Annotated in this window: 16 protein-coding genes and 1 pseudogene; 11 read left to right on the forward strand and 6 right to left on the reverse strand. The window is 71.0% G+C overall.

Features of this window, described 5'->3' with window-relative positions; genetic code table 11:
- The 3 genes from CEK66_RS08620 to CEK66_RS08630 are packed head-to-tail and all read left to right on the forward strand — an operon-like array spanning window position 1 to window position 1,153.
- The gene (locus CEK66_RS08620; protein ID WP_010341382.1) at window positions 1-504 is read left to right on the forward strand and encodes a Na+/H+ antiporter subunit E; all 504 of its coding nucleotides are present in this window, start codon (window positions 1-3) and stop codon (window positions 502-504) included.
- Window positions 501-785 (forward strand): K+/H+ antiporter subunit F, encoded by a 285-nt coding sequence (locus tag CEK66_RS08625; protein ID WP_017908201.1) that lies wholly within the window; start codon window positions 501-503, stop codon window positions 783-785. Before CEK66_RS08620 ends, CEK66_RS08625 begins: the two co-directional genes overlap by 4 nt.
- Entirely contained in the window at window positions 782-1,153 is a 372-nt protein-coding gene (locus CEK66_RS08630) for a Na+/H+ antiporter subunit G (protein WP_017908202.1), read from the forward strand. The genes CEK66_RS08625 and CEK66_RS08630 overlap by 4 nt, the downstream gene beginning before the upstream one ends.
- A gap of 57 nt (window positions 1,154-1,210) precedes the next feature.
- Here CEK66_RS08630 and CEK66_RS08635 read toward each other — a convergent pair whose 3' ends face one another.
- Entirely contained in the window at window positions 1,211-2,161 is a 951-nt protein-coding gene (locus CEK66_RS08635) for a calcium/sodium antiporter (RefSeq protein ID WP_152236633.1), read from the reverse strand.
- Between the two features lie 212 nt (window positions 2,162-2,373).
- On the opposite strand from CEK66_RS08635, the gene CEK66_RS08640 reads away from it, so the two are divergent.
- From CEK66_RS08640 to CEK66_RS08650, 3 genes and pseudogenes are all read left to right on the forward strand, one after another.
- Complete coding sequence (locus CEK66_RS08640) at window positions 2,374-3,471, forward strand: catalase family peroxidase (protein ID WP_152236634.1); 1,098 nt, start codon at window positions 2,374-2,376, stop codon at window positions 3,469-3,471.
- Window positions 3,468-4,037 carry a cytochrome b gene (locus CEK66_RS08645; RefSeq protein ID WP_152236635.1) on the forward strand — a complete coding sequence of 190 codons (570 nt, stop codon included), beginning with the start codon at window positions 3,468-3,470 and terminating at the stop codon, window positions 4,035-4,037. The genes CEK66_RS08640 and CEK66_RS08645 overlap by 4 nt, the downstream gene beginning before the upstream one ends.
- A gap of 183 nt (window positions 4,038-4,220) precedes the next feature.
- Window positions 4,221-4,382: pseudogene (locus CEK66_RS08650) on the forward strand (TonB-dependent receptor); the annotation flags it as partial.
- An 89-nt stretch (window positions 4,383-4,471) separates the two neighbouring features.
- Here CEK66_RS08650 and CEK66_RS08655 read toward each other — a convergent pair.
- The 5 genes from CEK66_RS08655 to CEK66_RS08675 all read right to left on the reverse strand — a co-directional run bounded on the left by CEK66_RS08655 (window position 4,472) and on the right by CEK66_RS08675 (window position 9,906).
- On the reverse strand, window positions 4,472-6,163 hold the full coding sequence (locus CEK66_RS08655) for a diguanylate cyclase (RefSeq protein WP_152236636.1): 1,692 nt from the start codon (window positions 6,161-6,163) through the stop codon (window positions 4,472-4,474).
- 103 nt (window positions 6,164-6,266) lie between these two features.
- On the reverse strand, window positions 6,267-6,869 hold the full coding sequence (locus CEK66_RS08660; protein WP_152236637.1) for a response regulator transcription factor: 603 nt from the start codon (window positions 6,867-6,869) through the stop codon (window positions 6,267-6,269).
- Between the two features lie 52 nt (window positions 6,870-6,921).
- Entirely contained in the window at window positions 6,922-8,121 is a 1,200-nt protein-coding gene (locus tag CEK66_RS08665) for a sensor histidine kinase (RefSeq protein WP_152236638.1), read from the reverse strand.
- A gap of 100 nt (window positions 8,122-8,221) precedes the next feature.
- The gene (locus CEK66_RS08670; protein WP_152236639.1) at window positions 8,222-9,007 is read right to left on the reverse strand and encodes an ABC transporter permease; all 786 of its coding nucleotides are present in this window, start codon (window positions 9,005-9,007) and stop codon (window positions 8,222-8,224) included.
- Complete coding sequence (locus CEK66_RS08675; protein ID WP_152236640.1) at window positions 9,004-9,906, reverse strand: ABC transporter ATP-binding protein; 903 nt, start codon at window positions 9,904-9,906, stop codon at window positions 9,004-9,006. The genes CEK66_RS08670 and CEK66_RS08675 overlap by 4 nt, the downstream gene beginning before the upstream one ends.
- A 250-nt stretch (window positions 9,907-10,156) precedes the next feature.
- Between CEK66_RS08675 and CEK66_RS08680 the strand changes: the two genes are divergently transcribed.
- The 5 genes from CEK66_RS08680 to CEK66_RS08710 all read left to right on the forward strand — a co-directional run bounded on the left by CEK66_RS08680 (window position 10,157) and on the right by CEK66_RS08710 (window position 16,836).
- Entirely contained in the window at window positions 10,157-11,404 is a 1,248-nt protein-coding gene (locus tag CEK66_RS08680; protein WP_152236641.1) for an efflux RND transporter periplasmic adaptor subunit, read from the forward strand.
- 903 nt (window positions 11,405-12,307) lie between these two features.
- Window positions 12,308-12,997 carry an ABC transporter ATP-binding protein gene (locus CEK66_RS08695; protein WP_017908954.1) on the forward strand — a complete coding sequence of 230 codons (690 nt, stop codon included), beginning with the start codon at window positions 12,308-12,310 and terminating at the stop codon, window positions 12,995-12,997.
- A gap of 13 nt (window positions 12,998-13,010) precedes the next feature.
- Window positions 13,011-14,168 carry an FtsX-like permease family protein gene (locus tag CEK66_RS08700; protein WP_152236643.1) on the forward strand — a complete coding sequence of 386 codons (1,158 nt, stop codon included), beginning with the start codon at window positions 13,011-13,013 and terminating at the stop codon, window positions 14,166-14,168.
- 64 nt (window positions 14,169-14,232) lie between these two features.
- Window positions 14,233-15,543, forward strand: a complete 1,311-nt coding sequence (locus tag CEK66_RS08705; RefSeq protein ID WP_152236644.1) for an ABC transporter permease — start codon at window positions 14,233-14,235, stop codon at window positions 15,541-15,543.
- Window positions 15,544-15,693: 150 nt separating this feature from the next.
- Entirely contained in the window at window positions 15,694-16,836 is a 1,143-nt protein-coding gene (locus CEK66_RS08710) for an alpha/beta fold hydrolase (RefSeq protein ID WP_152236645.1), read from the forward strand.
- Window positions 16,837-16,868: the final 32 nt, after the last annotated feature.

A 16,868-nucleotide genomic window follows, 5' to 3' on the forward strand; every position in this document is an offset into this window, starting at 1 on the left:
ATGTCCGCCCGTCCCTGGTCGCGCCGTCTGTTCCCGTCCTGGCCGCTGAGCCTGACGGTCACCGCGTTCTGGCTGCTGATGAGCGACAGCTTCAGTCTCGGCCAGGTGCTGCTGGGCGCGGTGCTGGGCGTGGCGGTGCCGCTGTTCGCCGCGCGCCTGGACCGCGAGTTCGCGCGCATCGGCTCGCTGCGCCCGGTGCCGAAGATGCTGTGCGTGGCGGCCTGGGACATCGTGCGCTCCAACGTGGTGGTGGCGCTGCAGGTGCTCGGTCCGGAGAAACGCATCCACCCCGGCTTCATCTGGGTGCCGCTGGACATCGCCAACATCCACGGTATCGCCGCCCTGACCAGCATGATCACCCTGACCCCGGGCACGGTGTCGGCGGCGCTGTCGGACGACCGCAAGTACCTGCTGGTACACGTGCTGCACCTCGACGATGCCGAGACCGTGATCCGGCAGATCAAGACGCGCTACGAAGCGCCGCTGATGGAGATCTTCCCATGACCAGCCACATGTTCATCGAGACCACGATCGTCGTGTGCATGCACGTGGTGGCGCTGGCGATGCTGCTGGCGCTGTGGCGGCTGCTGCGCGGGCCGACCGTGCCCGACCGCATCCTGGCGCTGGACACGCTGTCGGTGACCGCGATCGCCGAATTGATGCTGTTCGGCATGTACCTGGATTCGCCGGTGTATTTCGAGGCGGCGCTGATCATCGCCATGCTCGGCTTCGGCAGCACCGTGGTGCTGAGCAAGTTCGTGCTGCGCCGGGACATCGTCGAATGATCGGCGTGCTGCAGGTCGGGCTGTCGCTGCTGCTGATCGTCGGCTGCTTCTTCATCCTGGTCGGCGCGCTGGGGCTGGTGAAGCTGTCGGACTTCTTCAAGCGCCTGCACGCACCGACCAAGGCCAGCACCCTGGGCGTGGGCTGCGTGCTGCTGGCATCGGTCGGCTACCACCTGTTCCTGGGCCAGGACCCGCAGCCGCGCGAGTTGCTGATCACCGCGTTCCTGTTCATCACCGCGCCGATCAGCGCGCACATGATGGCCAAGGCGGCGCTATCGCTGATGCTGGAACAGCGCCCGCAGGTGCCGGGCAGCGACCACGCCGAGCAGGAAGGGCTGCCGCCGCCGGAGCAGCCGGAGGAGCGCTGAGCGCGCGGGTCTGCGTAGAAGCGGCTTTTCCGATTCCCGATTCCCCACTCTCGGCACTCACGCCACCAACGCCAGCTCCAGTCCCACCCACGCCAGGAACGCCACCAGCAGCACCGCGCCCTCGCCGCGACTCAACCGCATGTCGCCGCGCAGCATCGGGTACAGCACCGCCGCCAGCGCGATCGCTGCCGGCAGTTCCAGACGCACGAACGAGGCCGGCAACGGCAGCGGCCGCAGCGCCGCCATGCCGCCGATCACCACCAGCAGGTTGAACAGGCTCGAGCCCAGCACGTGTCCGACCACCATGTCGCCCTGGCCCCGGCGCGCGGCGGCCACGGCGGCGGCGGCTTCCGGCAGCGCGGTGCCGATCGCCACCGGCAGCAGGCCGACCAGCAGCGGCGACAGGCCCCAGGCCGCACCCAGCCGCGGCGCGTGTTCCACCACCAGGTTGGCGCCGGCGTTCAACAGCACGAGGGCGATCAGCAGGCGCAGCAGATTCAGCACCAGCCCGGTGCGGGTCACCGCGTAGCCGGACACGCCGAGCTGGCGCGCGGCCGGTTCATGCCGCGCGCGCAGCAGCAGGAAGGCGACCACGCCGACGAAGGCCAGCAGCAGCGCCACGCCCTCAGCGCGCGAGATCGCGCCATCCAGGCCGAAGCCGATCAGCGCCAGCGTCGCCAGGGTCAGCAGCACCAGCAGTGGCGGCAGCAGGCGCGTGCGCAGCAGCAGCGGCGCCGCCAGCGCGGCCAGGCCCAGGGTCAGGCCGAGATTGGCCAGGTTGCTGCCGATCGCGTTGCCCAACGCCAGGTCCTGCGCGCCGGCGGCGTAGGCGCGCGCGTTGACCGCCAGTTCCGGCAGCGAGGTGCCGAAGGCCACCAGCAGCAAGCCGGCCACGAACGGCGAGGCGCCGCAACGCTGCGCCAGGCCGGAGGCCGCCTTCACGATCGAGTCCCCGCCCAGCGCCAGGAACGCCAGCCCCAACAGCACCAATCCGATCGCACCGGCCATCGCCGACTCCCTGCCCGCAAGATGCGGCGATTCTATGCGCAGCGCCGATGACGCCGCCGTGGTCGTGCCTGCCCGGCCATGGCACGCTGCGGCGGCCAGTCCCGCGCGCAACCCGCCGCCACTGCACTGCGTTCATGCCCGACCGTGTCTGCTAGCGCCTGCCGCGCGCCCGACCGCGTCCCTCCCCTCGCCTTCGCCACAGGAGCCGCCCCATGTCCCGTCCCGATCCCACGCCGCCGCCGCGGCGGCCCTGGCTGGCGCTGGCCGGCATCGCCGCGATCGCCGCGGCACTCGCCGCCGCCTTCGCCTGGAGCGCCGGCTGGCTCGGCGGCCCGCAGCGGCTGACCGCGCAGCGCATGACCGACGCCATCGAAGCCGGCGGCCCGCCCCATCCGGGCTTCCGCCGTGCGCACAGCAAGGGCGTGTGCGTCAGCGGCCATTTCGAGGGCAACGGCCAGGGCAGCGCGCTATCCTCGGCGCGGGTGTTCGCGCAATCCTCGGTGCCGGTGCTGGGCCGCCTGTCGATCGGCGGCGGCGACCCGCATGGCGCCGACGGCGCCGCCCGCGTGCGCAGCATGGCGCTGCAGTTGCGCAGCGACGACGGCCAGGAATGGCGCACGGCGATGAACAGCTTCCCGTTCTTCGTGGTCGCCAGCACCGAGGGCTTCATGGCGCAGACGCTGGCCGCGCGGCCGGATCCGGCCACCGGCAAGCCGGACCCGGCGAAGATGGCGGCGTTCCTGCAGCGCTATCCGGAAGCGAAGAAGTTCCAGGAGTGGGCCAAGACCGCACCATGGTCCAACAGCTGGGCCAACACCCAGTACAACGGCGTCAACGCGTTCCGCTTCACCGCCGCCGACGGCAGCACGCATGCGGTGCGCTGGTCGATGCGCCCGCAGACCCCGTTCGCGCCGCTGTCGGCCGAGCAACGCGCCAAGGCCGACGCCGACTTCCTCAGCGAAGACCTGCAGGCGCGGCTGGCGCGCGGTCCGCTGCGCTGGGATCTGGTACTGACCGTGGCCGCGCCCGGCGACCCGGTCGACGATCCGTCGCAGCCGTGGCCGCAGGACCGCCAGCAGGTGGTCGCCGGCACCCTGGTGCTGGACCATGCCGAGCCGCAGGCCACCGGGCCGTGCCGCGACCTCAACTACGATCCGCTGATCCTGCCGCACGGCATCGCCGGCTCCGACGATCCGATCCTGGCCGCGCGCTCGGCGGTGTATTCGCAGTCCTTCAACCGCCGCGAGCGCGAGATCGCCCGCGGCCAAGCGCCCGACGCCACCGGGAAGCCGCACGGAGGTGCGCAATGAACCGCGACGACCGCTCCACCCACTTCAACCTGCTCGCGCGCGTGCTGCACTGGCTGATGGCGGCGATGATCCTGACCATGCTGTTCGTCGGCGTGGGCATGGTCGCCTCGGTGTCGCAGCGGCCCTGGCTGCTGAACCTGCATCGCCCGCTGGGCATCGCCATCCTGTTGCTGGTGCTGGTACGCCTGGGCAACCGCCTGCGGCACCGGCCGCCGCCGCTGCCGGCCGACCTGCCGCGCTGGCAGAAGGCCGCCGCCCACGCCTCGCACTGGCTGCTGTACGCGCTGATGCTGGCGATGCCGCTGCTCGGCTGGTCGATGCTCTCGGCCGGCGGCTACCCGATCGTACTGTGGCCGGGCGTGCAACTGCCGCCGATCGCCCCGCACTGCCCGACGCTGTACGCCGGGTTGCGCAGCGCGCACGGCTGGCTGGCCTACCTGCTGTTCGCCACGGTGCTGGCGCACCTGTGCGCGGCGCTGTTCCATGCCTGGGTGCGCCGCGACGGCGTGTTCTCGAGCATGGCGCGCGGCGCGGCGACGCCTGCAGCGCCACGCGACAAGGCGTAGTCCACCCACGACACGACACGCGGGACGCAGCGCGTGCGTCCCGCGCTGCGCACGCTAGCGCCGTCACGCGCACGTCGATTCGGCCAGCGCGGTACGGCCTGTCTCACGGGAGACGCTACGCGTTTGTGTCGCCCCGACATGGTCCCGGCCCCGGGCCGCCGTTACACTTGTCGGCGGACGGGCGCGCTGGTCAGCGCTTTCGCGCGCTACCGCCTGTCGCCGGCCTTCTCGGTGCAGCTCAACCTCAACAACCTGCTGGACAAGCGTTACTACGCGCAGATCTACGGCTACGGTGCCTGGGGCGAACCGCGCAACGGCACGCTGAGCTTCAGCTGGTCGTTCTGAGCCGGCAGGCCGCGCGCGGGTGCTGACGCTGGCACGGCCGCGGCGCAGGCGCGCGACCGCGGCACTGCATGCACGGGATGGAGGCGGCCCTAGGCCTCGGCGATGCGCAGCGGTGCGTCGCCAGCGGCAGCGACCCGGTTGCGGCCGCTGCGCTTGCCGCGGTACAGCGCCGCATCGGCGCAGCGCAGCAGCTCCTCGGTGCTGCGGCCGTGGTCCGGATAGGCGGCCACGCCGATCGACACGGTCACCGGCGGCAGCGCCTGACCCTGGTGCTGCACCTGCAGGTTCGCCACCGCGGCGCGGATCTGCTCGGCGCGGCGCTGCGCCACGTCGGCGGCGGCGCCCGGCAGGATCACCGTGAACTCCTCGCCGCCGTAGCGGCAGGCGATGTCCTCCGGCCGCACCAGCCCGGCCAGCAACTGACCGAACGCCGCCAACAAGGCATCGCCGCCGGCGTGGCCGAGGCGGTCGTTGAGCGCCTTGAAGTGGTCCAGGTCCAGCATCATCAGCGCCAGCGGCTGGTCGCGTCGCTCGCAGCGCGCCAGTTCGCGCACCAGCGACTCTTCCAAGTAGCGGCGGTTGTACAGCCCGGTCAACGGATCGCGGATCGACTGCGTGCGCAGGCGCTGGCGCAACTGCAGGTTGTGCAGCGCCATCGCCAGCTGTTCGGCCACCACCTCGACCAGGGGCAGGCGTTCGAGCAGGGCCGGATCGCGGCTGGACAGATGGATCAGCCCCAGCGGCTCGCCCTGCACCATCATCGGCACGCAGGTGCCATGGCGCGCCACGCCGGCGGCGTGCGCGCAGGCCGGCGCGGCACCGGGCCGCTGGATCTGGGTGGCGCGGCTGCGCAGGCCTTCGCAGCCGCTCAGCGACAGCGACGGCGCGCACACCGCATCCTCGCCCCAGTGCGCGACGCAGACCGCCTGCTCGCCCGCCGCGTCGGTGCAGTACACGCTGCAGCCGGCGTCGCCGAGCAGGCGCTCCAGCGCCTGCCGCGCGACCTCCACCGCCTCGTCCTGCTGCACGCAGCTCTGCAGTCCGCGGCTGCAGCGGTTGAGCGTGCGCAGATCCTGTTCGGTGCGCTGCATCTGCTGCACGGTGCCCACCAGCAGCGCATTGGCATGGTGACCGCGCTGCTCGGCCTGACTGCGGCGGCCGATCTCGCGGCGCAGCAGCAGGTACAGGCCCAGGGTCAGCGCACACACCGTGGGGATGCCGATCACCGCCAGCCGGCGCAGCAGGTCGGCGTTGGCGGCGGTGGAGCGGGCGCTGCTGGCCAGCGCCGCGCGCTCGCTGCGCACCAGGCTGTCGGTGTTGCGCCGGATCGCCTGCGACATCAGACGGCCCTGGCGGGCGCGCTCCGGGTCCGGCTTGCGCATGCCTGCCGCCCTGCCCTGGAAGCGGGCCACGGCGAGCGCGCTGTCGCGTATGCGCGCCTCGATCTGCGCCTGGACCTCCTGCAGCCGCTGCTGCTGCGCGGGGTTGCCCTGCAGCAGCGTGGCCAGTTGCTGCAGCCGCGGCGGCAGCGCGCGCTGGCACGCCCGGAAATCGGCCAGGTGTTCGCGGCTGTCCAGCAGCAGGAAGCCGCGTAACGAAGCATCGCAGTCGGCGAGGTTCAGCTGCAGGCCGTTGATCTCGGCAATGACCCGGTGGCTGCGCTGCACCGCGGCCGCATCGGCGAGAAAGCGCTCGCTGCCCACCAGCACGCCGCCACTGATGCCCAACAGCAGCAGCAGGGCCAGCGGCACGCCGTAGCGGTTGATCGTGGTGGAGGGCATGGCGTTGGCCAATGGGAGGAAGGAAGGCCGCGCGCGCCCTGCACTGCGCTGCGCAGTCAAGCGCAGGGAGCCATGCAAGTTTCAGGCCGAACCGCGCGCCGCATCACAGCCAGCCCTTCTGCCGGGCCAGCCGCGCCGCCTCGATGCGGTTGGCGACCCCGAGCTTGCCGATCGCCTCGGACAGGTAGTTGCGCACCGTGCCCGACGACAGCCCCAACTGCGTGGCGATGTCGCCGGCCGAGGCGCCCTCGCCGGCCAGGCGCAGCACCTGGCGCTCGCGGTCGTTGAGCGGGTCGGCCTCGGACCAGGCTTCCAGCGCCAGTTCCGGGTCGATCGCGCGGCCGCCGCGGTGCACCTGGCGGATCGCCTCGATCAGCCGCTGCGGCGGCGCATCCTTGAGCAGGTAGCCGCCGACCCCGGCGTCCAGGGCGCGGCGCAGGAAGCCGGGGCGGGCGAAGGTGGTGACGATGATGACGCGCACCGGCAGTTGCTGGCGCTGGATGCGCTGGGCCAGCTCCAGGCCGCTGAGGCCGGGCATCTCGATGTCGGTGACCAGCAGGTCCGGCGCATGCGCCTGCAGCGCGCGCCAGGCGGCTTCGCCGTCGGCCGCGCTGGCGACCAGGTCGAGATCCGCTTCCAGGCCCAGCAGTGCGCCCAGCGCACCGCGCACCATTGCCTGGTCCTCCGCCAGCACTAAACGAATCACGGCACCCCCCGGTCCTTGTCGGCCCATTGTAGTGCCCGGGCCGGGCCGGCGCTCAGCCGAGCGCGGCGTCCTGGTCCACCGGGGACTGCATCCGCGCCGCCGGCGCGGCGTCCGGCATCACCGCCTCGACCCGCGGCAACGGCGCGGCGGCGACCAGGCAAGTGCCCAAGCCGCGCTCGGAGGCGATGCGCAGGCTGCCGCCCACCGCCTCCAGCCGCTCGCGCATGCTGCTCAGCCCGGTGCCCGGCTGCAGCGCGCCACCACGGCCGTCGTCGCGCAGTTCCAGCAGGGCCTGGCCGCGCTCGCACCACAGCCGCAACTGCGCGTGGCTGGCACGCGCGTGGCGCTGGATGTTGGTGGCGGCCTCGCGCAGCACCAGCGCGAACACCGTCTCCAGCTGTGGGCACGGCGGCAAGGCCTCGACCTGGTAGCGGAAGCTCACCCCCGACGACTCCAGCAGCAGCTTGGCCGAGGCGATCTCCGCCGCCAGCTGCGCCGCGCGAATGCCGCTGACCGCACGCCGCACCTGGCTCAGCGCCTCGCGTGCCACCTGGCCCACTTCCTCCATCTCGCGCTGCGCCGCGGCGGCGTCATGCGCGAGCAGGCGCGTGGCCAGGTCCGACTTCAATGCCACCAGCGACAGGGTGTGGCCGAGCAGGTCGTGCAGGTCGCGGCCGATGCGCTCGCGCTCGGCCACCGCCGCCAGGCGCCGCACTTCCTCGTGGCTCAGGCGCAGCTGCGCCTCGCCGCGCGCACGGCGCTCGAAACTGATGTTCATCAGCCCCACCGACAGGCCGACCACCACCGCGCTGACCATGTACAGCGGCGACCAACCGCGCAGCGTCCAGGCCAGCGCGAACAGGGCCAGCACCAGCAGCATCGCCGCCACCGCCCGCACCGGCGGCAGGCAGAACGCCAGGAAGGCGCAGGCATAGATGATGTAGCACTGCGCGCCGGGGTTGTACGGCAACAGCACGAACGCCAGCGCCGCCATGCCCGCCACGCACCAGGGCAGGTAGCGCCGGTGGAGGTAGTAGGCCACGTAGTACAGGGCCAGAAACACCAGATAGCTGGCCAGCGTCGGCGGGAACCAGTTGCGGAAGTAGTACGGCTCGTACAGCGGAGTGACGAACAGCCAGATCGACCACACCAGCGACAGCCACACGAACCAGTGGGTGCTGGACTTGGCCGAGCTCCAGCCGATGCGGCGGGCGATCAGCGAGTCGGGCGAGGCGTGCAGCAAGGCGATCACGTCGGGCTCCCAGGGCGGCACGGCCGCCGCAGCGCATAGCTTAGCGAAGGCGCCGGCGCGCGAAACCGCGCGGCGACGCCGGGATCGGCACGGCGCACCATCAGCCGCGACGCAGGCGCCGCTGCGCCAGTGCGTAGAACACCACCGTCACCGCCAGCAGCGCGATGACATGGCCGGCACTGCCGTGGCCGTCGCCCTGCCCGACCACGCGCAGCGCCAGCTGGCCCAGGTGATAGGACGGCCACAGCGGCGCCAGCGTGGTCAGCCACGCCGGCAGCAGCTGCAGCGGGATCCACAGCCCCGACAGGAACGCCATCGGCAGGTAGATCAGGTTGACCAGCGCCGGTGCGCCGCTGCCGCCGGCGTAAGCGCCAAGCGCCAGCCCGATCGCGCAGAACGGCAGCGTGCCGAGCACGTCCACCAGCAGCAGCCCGATCCGCTGCACCGGCGTCAGCATGACCCCGCCGAGCAGCGCGGCCAGCACCTGCAGCAAGACGCCGATCGCCAGCGCAAAGGCCATCGCCAGCGCGGTGCGCGCCAGCAGCAGGGCCAGCGGCGGCACCGGCATCGCCCGCTTCAGCGCGAGCAGGCCGCGCTCGCGGTCCAGGGCCAGGCCGACGCCGAACCCGAACAGGGCCGGCGCCATCACCCCGAACACGCTGTAGCTGGCCATCAGGTACACCGCCGCGTCGTGGCGCCCATGGTTGAGCAGCACCCCGAACAGCAGGTAGAACAGCGGCGGGAACAGCAGCGTCGGCAAGGCGAACGACGGCGTGCGCAGCCAACGCAGCACCTCGTAGCGGATCTCGCGCAGCAACAGCGCGCTCTGGTCGCGCAACGACCAGGCGGCCGCCGGGGAAGCAACGGACAGATCGATCGGATTCATGCGGCCTCCGCACGGGTGATGGCGAGAAAGGCGTCGGCGAGGCCGGCACGGCGCACTTCCAGCGCCGTCAGCGCCGGATCGCTGGCGAGCAGCCGCGCCACCACCGGCTCGGCCGGTTCGGCGAGCACCTCCAGCACCCCGTCGCGGCTCTCGGCGCGGCACACCTGTGGCCACTGCGCCACCTGCGCCGCCGGCAGCGCGCTGCGGCAGCGGATGGTGCATTGTTCGAAGCGCGCACGCAGCTCGGCGACGCTGCCCTCGGCGATCAGCGTGCCGCGCTGCAGCACCGCCACCCGGTCGGCCAGCGCCTCGGCCTCTTCCAGATAGTGCGTGGTCAGCAGCACCGCGCAGCCGTCGGCGACCAGCTCGCGGATCGCCCGCCACAGGCCCTGCCGCGCCTCGATGTCCAGGCCGGTGCTGGGCTCGTCCAGGAACAGCACCCGCGGCCGCCCGCAGATCGCCATCGCGAATTGCACGCGGCGCTGCTGGCCGCCGGACAACTGGCCGTAGCGGCGTGCCATCACGCCATCCAGCCCGGCCAGCGCCACGCAGTCGGCGACGCTGCGCGGCTGCGGGTAATAACCGCGCGCCTGCAGCAGCAGTTCGCCCACGCGCAGGGTGTCCGGCAGCCCGGCGGTCTGCAGCATCGCCCCGGCTTGGCGGCGCGCGGCCAGCGCCCGCGGGTCCTGCCCGCACAGGCGCACGCTACCGGCGTCGGGCGTCTGTAGCCCGAGCAGCAGGCCCACCGCGGTGCTCTTGCCGGCGCCGTTGGCGCCCAGCAGCGCCAGCAACTGGTCGGGCCGCAGTTGCAGGTCGACGCCGTCGAGCGCGACCAGCGTCCCGTAGCGCTTGTGGACGCCGCTGAGCTGCGCCAGCGGCAACGCATCGTGATCGGGCATGGGACACTCCGGTGGTGGCAGGGAGTGCCTAGGCTGCGCCGCGGCGGCGTCGCCGCCCAGTGCGGCGCGTCAACTGCAGCGGATGACATCTGTCACTGGCAGCCCCCGCACGATTGCCGCATGCTGCGATCCACGCCGAGGGGCGGCGTTCTCCCGCTACAGCGCATCGCAGAAAGTGACTTCCGGCCATGCCCACGGCGGCCGGTGGCTCGCACACTGCAGCGCGCCGACCGTTTCGTTCAAGGACACGATGAGTACTTCCTCCGACCTGCTCAAGGAACTCCGTATCGACCGCAAGGCGCCGCCGAGCGAGCCGCCGTCGCGGCGCGGGCTGTGGATTGCCGTGGTGCTGCTGGTGGTGCTGCTCGCCCTGGGCGCCGGCGGCTGGTGGCTGTTCGGCCGCAGCAAGCCGCTGGAGGTGCGCACCGCCGCGGTGGTGGCGATCGCCCCCGGCAGCAGCAGCGCCTCGGTGCTGGACGCCAGCGGCTATGTGGTGGCGCGGCGCATGGCCACGGTCTCGGCCAAGATCACCGGCAAGGTCCGCGAGGTGCGCATCGAGGAAGGCATGCGCGTGGAAGAAGGCCAGGTGATGGCGACGCTGGATCCGATCGACGCCAACGCGCAACGGGTGCTGTCGGCCTCGCAGCTGGACGCGGCGCGCAGCCTGGTCGCCAACATGCAGGCGCAGGTGCGCCAGGCCGATGCCGACGCGCAGCGGCTGCAGACCCTGGCCGGCCAGCAACTGGTCTCGCGCTCGCAGTACGAACAGGCGGTGGCGCAGCGCGATGCCCTGCGTGCGCAGTTGCAGAACGCGCAACGCAACGTGGCGGTGGCCGACAACCAGTTGTCGATCTCCGATCTCAACGTGGACAACACCATCGTGCGTGCGCCGTTCTCCGGCGTGGTCACCGCCAAGGCGGCGCAGCCGGGCGAGATCGTCTCGCCGCTGTCGGCCGGCGGCGGCTTCACCCGCACCGGCATCGGCACCATCGTCGACATGGATTCGCTGGAGATCGAGGTCGAGGTGGGCGAGTCCTACATCGGCCGGGTCAAGCCGGGCATGCCAGTGGAAGCCGTGCTCAACGCGTATCCGGACTGGAAGATCCCGGCCGAGGTGATCGCGATCATTCCCTCCGCCGACCGCGGCAAGGCGACGGTGAAGGTGCGGGTGGCGCTGAAGCAGAAGGACGCGCGGATCGTGCCGGAGATGGGGGTGCGGGTCAGTTTCCTGGAGGCGCCGCAGCCGCAGGCGCAGAACACGCCGCAGGGCGTGCGGGTGCCGGGCGCGGCGATCGTCAAGCGCGCCGGCCAGGATGTGGCGTTCGCGGTCAAGGAGGACAACACGGTCGAGCAGCGCGCGCTGAAGACCGGCATCGCCCTGGGCGACGACCGCCAAGTGCTGTCCGGCCTGGCCGCCGGCGACACGGTGGTGCTGGATCCGCCAGAGGCCTTGCGTGCCGGCATGCAGGTGAAGACGGCGGAGGCCGCTGCGCAGTAGCCCACACCGGTGTGCCACACATTGCGCAAGCGCCCGATGTCGCACTTGATGTAGTCGCTTTTCAACTGCACCCAGCGCCGTCACACCGCTCTTGCTCTGCTGTTGCTGTTGCTGTTGCTGTTGCTTGGCTTCGGCTCTTGATTTACCGGGTTCCCTTCCGCAGCGGCGGATGGACCGGGGAAAAACCCGAAGGGCGGCGCACATGGATGTGCGCCGTTCGCGGCAGGGGCAGGATGCCCCTTCCGCGAATCCCCGGTGCATCCGCGGACCCGGAGCGCGCAGCGCGGAGGGCGCAAGGCAGGGCGCGCTTTCTTTTGGTTACCTTTTCTTTGCGCGAGCAAAGAAAAGTAACTCGCCCGAAAGGGCGAAAGCCTTTGCTCCATGCTTTGTTGTCAGATGAGAAAAACTGTAGGAGCGGCTTTAGCCGCGACAAACGTAATTGGTCATGTCTGTCGCGGCTAAAGCCGCTCCTACGATCCAGCGGTCACCGCCTTAGCAGCAAGTGCAAGAGCAAAGCTTTCGCCTTGCGGCGAGTTACTTTTCTTTGCTTGTGCAAAGAAAAGTAACCAAAAGAAAGCACACCCTGCCTACGCGCCCTCCGCGCTAACGCGCTCCGGGTCCGCGTCCAGCCCGGGGATCCGCGGAAGGGGCATCCTGCCCCTGCCGCGGACGGCGTACATCCATGTACGCCGCCCCTTCGGGGTTTTTCCCCGCGCTGGCCGCCGCTTCGGAAGGGAACCCGGCAAGTCAAAAGCAAGAACAACAGCAACAGCAGAAGCAACAGCAACAACTGCACTTGCACTTGCAACCGCAACCGCAACCGCAACCGCAACCGCAACGGTAAACCCCTCGCCCACCGGCGATCGCATCGCCTCCACCTCGTCCACCGCCAGGAACACCACCATGTCCACCCTCGTCACCCTGCGCAACGTCACCAAGACCTACCAGCGCGGCCCCGAGAAAGTCCAGGTCCTGCACGGCATCGACCTGGATATCGCCCGTGGCGACTTCGTCGCCCTGATGGGTCCGTCCGGCTCCGGCAAGACCACCCTGCTCAACCTGATCGGCGGGCTGGATTCGCCCAGCGGCGGCGAGATCGAGATCGAAGGCCAGCGCATCGACCGCATGAGCGGCGGGCAGCTCGCCACCTGGCGCAGCCACCACGTCGGCTTCGTGTTCCAGTTCTACAACCTGATGCCGATGCTCACCGCGCAGAAGAACGTCGAACTGCCGCTGCTGCTGACCTCGCTCAGCGCCGCCCAGCGCAAGCGCAATGCCGAGATCGCGCTGACCCTGGTCGGCCTGGCCGAGCGCCGCAACCACAAGCCCAGCGAACTGTCCGGCGGCCAGCAGCAGCGCGTGGCCATCGCCCGCGCCATCGTCTCCGACCCCACCTTCCTGATCTGCGACGAACCCACCGGCGACCTCGACCGGCGCTCGGCCGAGGACGTGCTGGGCCTGCTGCAGGAACTCAACCGCAGCCACGGCAAGACCATCGTCATGGTCACCCACGATCCCAAGGCCGCCGAGTACGCCACCCACACCGTGCACCTGGACAAGGGCGAGCTGGCCGACGCGCCGGCCGCGCACTGAGCGAGGCGATGCCATGAAGTATTTTTCGTTGATCTGGGCGCAACTGTTCCGCAGCAAGACGCGAACAGTGCTGACCCTGTTCTCGGTGATCGTCGCGTTCCTGCTGTTCGGCCTGCTCGACTCGGTGCGCGTCGCGTTCACCGCCGGCGGCTCGGTGGAAGGGGTCAACCGCCTGGTCGTGGCCTCGCGCCTGTCGATCACCCAGTCGCTGCCGGTGCGCCTGGAAGCGCAGATCCGCAGCGTGCCGGGCGTGCGCGACGTGACCTATGCGATGTGGTTCGGCGGCATCTACAAGGATCCCAAGGACTTCTTCCCCAACTTCTCGGTGGCGCCGAACTTCTTCGACGTGTACAGCGAGTACGTGGTGCCGCCGGAGCAGCTCAAGGCGTTCCGCGACACCCGCACCGGTGCGGCGGTGGGCGAGGCGCTGGCGAAGAAGAACGGCTGGAAGGTCGGCGACGTGATCCCGCTGCAGGCCACCATCTTCCCGCGCGGCGGCAGCAACGACTGGCCGCTGGAACTGAAGGCGATCTTCCGTGCCAAGGACCGCGCCAACGTGCAGGCGGAGAACCAGTTGATGATGAACTGGAAATACTTCGACGAGAGCAACGACTACATCAAGGGCCGGGTCAGCTGGTACACGGTACGGCTGGACAACCCCGAGCACGCCTCGCGCGTGGCGCAGGCGATCGATGCGCTGTCGGCCAACTCCGACCACGAGACCAAGTCGCAGACCGAGTCGGCGTTCCAGCAGGCCTTCGTCAAGCAGTTCGCCGACATCGGCCTGATCGTCACCTCGATCATGGGCGCGGTGTTCTTCACCCTGGTGCTGCTGACCGGCAACACCATGGCGCAGGCGGTGCGCGAACGCATCCCGGAACTGGCCACGCTCAAGACCCTGGGCTTCCAGGACCGCACGGTGCTGGCCCTGGTGATCGTCGAGTCGGTGCTGCTGATCGTGCTCGGCGGCCTGCTCGGCATGGCGCTGGCGGCGGCGGCGATCCCGGTGCTGGCCAGCGCCAGCCGCGGCGCACTGCCGGTGCACGCGGTACCGCTGCAGACCTGGCTGATCGGCGCGGCGCTGATGCTGGTCATCGGCGTGGTGGTCGGCCTGCTGCCGGCGCTGCGCGCGCAGCGGCTGAAGATCGTCGACGCCCTGGCCGGGCGCTGAGCCCGCCCCCTATCTCCAGCACAGCGATGCCACGGACGGCGACGCAGACCCGAGGAACAACGCAATGAAGATGCAATGGTTATGGAATGTCCTGGCGATCGCGGCGCTGGCGCTGTGCCTGGGAATCTGGATCGCCCTGCCCTGGTTCCTGGTGCTGGCGCTGGTGGCGGTGCTCGCCGTGCTGCTGCTGGTCACCCGCAGCGGGCGGCTGTCGCTGGCCGCCGCGCGCATCGGCATCGCCAGCCTGCCGCAGCGCTGGGGCGCCAGTTCGGTGATCGTGGTCGGCATCGCCGGCGTGGTCGGCGTGCTGGTGGCGATGCTGGCGATGGGCCAGGGCTTCCAGGCCACCCTGGACAGCACCGGCGACGACACCACCGCCATCGTCCTGCGCGGCGGCTCGCAGGCCGAGACCAACTCGGTCATCACCCGCGACCAGGTGCCCTTGATCGCCAGCCTGGCCGGCGTGGCGCGCGGCGCCGACAACCGCCCGTTGGTCTCGCCGGAGTTGTCGCAGGTGGTGAACCTGCAGTCGAAGTCCGACGGCACCGACGTCAACGCGCAGTTCCGCGGCGTCGGCGAGCAGGGCTGGGCGGTGCACGACAAGGTCAAGCTCCTGCAGGGCCGTCGCTTCCAACCCGGCCTGCGCGAGATCGTGGTCGGCAAGGGCGCGCAATCGCAGTTCCGCGGCCTGCAGCTCGGCCAGACCCTGACCCTGGGCAACCAGGCCTGGACCGTGGTCGGCGTGTTCGCCAGCGGCGACGCGCACGACTCGGAGCTGTGGACCGACACCCAGACCCTGGCCACCACCTACAACCGCAGCGCCTACCAGTCGATCAGCGTGCGCACCCAGGGCCAGGACGGCTTCCGCCAGTTCAAGGCGGCGATGGACGCCGACCCGCGGCTGAAGCTGGACGTGTTCACCACCCGCGAGTACTACCGCAAGCAGGGCGGCAACCTCAGCAAGGTGCTGGAGGTCCTGGGCACCTTCATCGGCACCATCATGGCGATCGGCGCGGTGTTCGGCGCGCTCAACACCATGTACGCGGCGGTCGCCACCCGCGCCCGCGAGATCGCCACCATGCGCGCGCTGGGCTTCCGCGGGCTGCCGGTGGTGGTGGCGGTGATGCTGGAGACCATGCTGCTGGCGCTGCTCGGCGGCGTGCTGGGCGGGCTGATCGCCTGGGCGATCTTCAACGGCTACAGCGTCTCCACCCTGGGCAGCAACTTCAGCCAGGTGGTATTCCAGTTCAAGGTGTCCCCGCCGCTGCTGTGGACCGGGCTGAAGTGGGCGCTGGGCATCGGCCTGGTCGGCGGCCTGTTCCCGGCGCTGCGCGCGGCGCGGCTGCCGATCACCACCGCCCTGCGCGCGCTGTAGCGCCAGGGCTGAACGCGCCGGGCCGGGACCGCTGTCCCGGCCCGGCCCAATGGCGGCTGACGCGTCATCGTTCCGTCATCGAAACGCGGTAGAACGGCCGCCGCCGAGGCGCTAGCCTGCGCGGCCATTTGGTTCCACGCCGCCACGCCCATGTCCTCGCGCCTGCGCCTGCTGCTCGTCCTCTGCGCCAGCCTGTGGCTGAGCGCCTGCTCCTCCACCTCGCTCAGCGACCGCCTGGTCGCGCCGGGCGGCGTGTCGCCGTTGATGGACGAGGAGCGCATCCAGAGCCTGCTGGGGACCCTGCCCAACCGCAGCGGCCACGTGGTGGTGCCGGGCGGCATCCCGATCTTCTGGCGCGCCATCGACCCGGGCGACTACCACATGCGCTACCGCTACGAGCATGCCGGCCGCGACGCCAGCGGCCACGAGCATGCCGACTTCGCCATGGACGTGGGCACCCCGGCGCCCGCCTCGCACATGGCCCCGCGCGGCACCGTGGTGCTGCTGCACGGCTGGATGATGGACGGCGACTCGCTGCTGCCGTGGTCGCTGGACCTGGCCCAGGCCGGCTACCGCAGCATCAGCATCGACCTGCGCAACCACGGCCGCTCCGGCGGCGGCCCGGCCGGCTACGGCACCCGCGAGTCCGACGACGTGGTCGCGGTGATCCGCGCCCTGCGCGCCAGCGGCGAGGTGCAGGGTCCGGTGTACCTGTTCGGCGTGTCCTACGGCGCGGCCACCGCGCTGTTCGCCGCGCAGAAGCTCGGCGATCAGGTCGACGGCGTGGTCGCGATGGAATCCTTCGCCAACGCCGGCCGCGGCATCCGCGACATGATCCCGCACATGCTCGCCAGCCGCCCGCGCGGCTGGATGGCCAGCGCGGCGATGGACCTGGCGCGCTGGCGCTACGGCGGGCAGAACCTGGATGCGGTGATCGCCAACGCCAATCAGCGCCTGGCGCTCAACCTGGACCAGGTCGACGTCACCGCCGCCGCGCGCGCCGCGCCGGCCTGCGTGCTGCTGCTGCACGGCAGCGCCGACCAGCACATCCCGGTGGCGCACGGCCGCCTGCTGGCGCTGGACGCCCCGCGCGCGCACTACCTGGAGATGCCCGGCGAGAACCACCTGAGCCTGCCGATGCGGCTGGATCTGCTGGCGCCGACCGTGGAGGACTGGTTCGCCGACTTGCAGTCGCCGAGCCACGGCGGCCGCTGCCCGCAGCCGCTGCCGCCGCGTGCGGACCCCGAGCTGCAGCTGACCGGTGGGCCGGCCGCGAGCGGTAGCCGCGGCTGAGCGGCGGGATGACCAGCCATTCGGCTGTGGAA

The organism is Xanthomonas sp. LMG 12460 (genome assembly GCF_009192895.1).
Classification (GTDB): Bacteria; Pseudomonadota; Gammaproteobacteria; order Xanthomonadales; family Xanthomonadaceae; genus Xanthomonas_A; species Xanthomonas_A sontii.

Excerpts from the sequence above, each read along its gene's own strand:
- CEK66_RS08620 (WP_010341382.1), top strand. The coding sequence starts at position 1 with ATGTCCGCCCGTCCCTGGTCGCGCCGTCTGTTCCCGTCCTGGCCGCTG.
- CEK66_RS08625 (WP_017908201.1), top strand. The coding sequence starts at position 501 with ATGACCAGCCACATGTTCATCGAGACCACGATCGTCGTGTGCATGCAC.
- CEK66_RS08630 (WP_017908202.1), top strand. The coding sequence starts at position 782 with ATGATCGGCGTGCTGCAGGTCGGGCTGTCGCTGCTGCTGATCGTCGGC.
- CEK66_RS08635 (WP_152236633.1), bottom strand. The coding sequence starts at position 2,161 with ATGGCCGGTGCGATCGGATTGGTGCTGTTGGGGCTGGCGTTCCTGGCG.
- CEK66_RS08640 (WP_152236634.1), top strand. The coding sequence starts at position 2,374 with ATGTCCCGTCCCGATCCCACGCCGCCGCCGCGGCGGCCCTGGCTGGCG.
- CEK66_RS08645 (WP_152236635.1), top strand. The coding sequence starts at position 3,468 with ATGAACCGCGACGACCGCTCCACCCACTTCAACCTGCTCGCGCGCGTG.
- CEK66_RS08655 (WP_152236636.1), bottom strand. The coding sequence starts at position 6,163 with ATGCCCTCCACCACGATCAACCGCTACGGCGTGCCGCTGGCCCTGCTG.
- CEK66_RS08670 (WP_152236639.1), bottom strand. The coding sequence starts at position 9,007 with ATGAATCCGATCGATCTGTCCGTTGCTTCCCCGGCGGCCGCCTGGTCG.
- CEK66_RS08675 (WP_152236640.1), bottom strand. The coding sequence starts at position 9,906 with ATGCCCGATCACGATGCGTTGCCGCTGGCGCAGCTCAGCGGCGTCCAC.
- CEK66_RS08680 (WP_152236641.1), top strand. The coding sequence starts at position 10,157 with ATGAGTACTTCCTCCGACCTGCTCAAGGAACTCCGTATCGACCGCAAG.
- CEK66_RS08695 (WP_017908954.1), top strand. The coding sequence starts at position 12,308 with ATGTCCACCCTCGTCACCCTGCGCAACGTCACCAAGACCTACCAGCGC.
- CEK66_RS08700 (WP_152236643.1), top strand. The coding sequence starts at position 13,011 with ATGAAGTATTTTTCGTTGATCTGGGCGCAACTGTTCCGCAGCAAGACG.
- CEK66_RS08705 (WP_152236644.1), top strand. The coding sequence starts at position 14,233 with ATGAAGATGCAATGGTTATGGAATGTCCTGGCGATCGCGGCGCTGGCG.
- CEK66_RS08710 (WP_152236645.1), top strand. The coding sequence starts at position 15,694 with ATGTCCTCGCGCCTGCGCCTGCTGCTCGTCCTCTGCGCCAGCCTGTGG.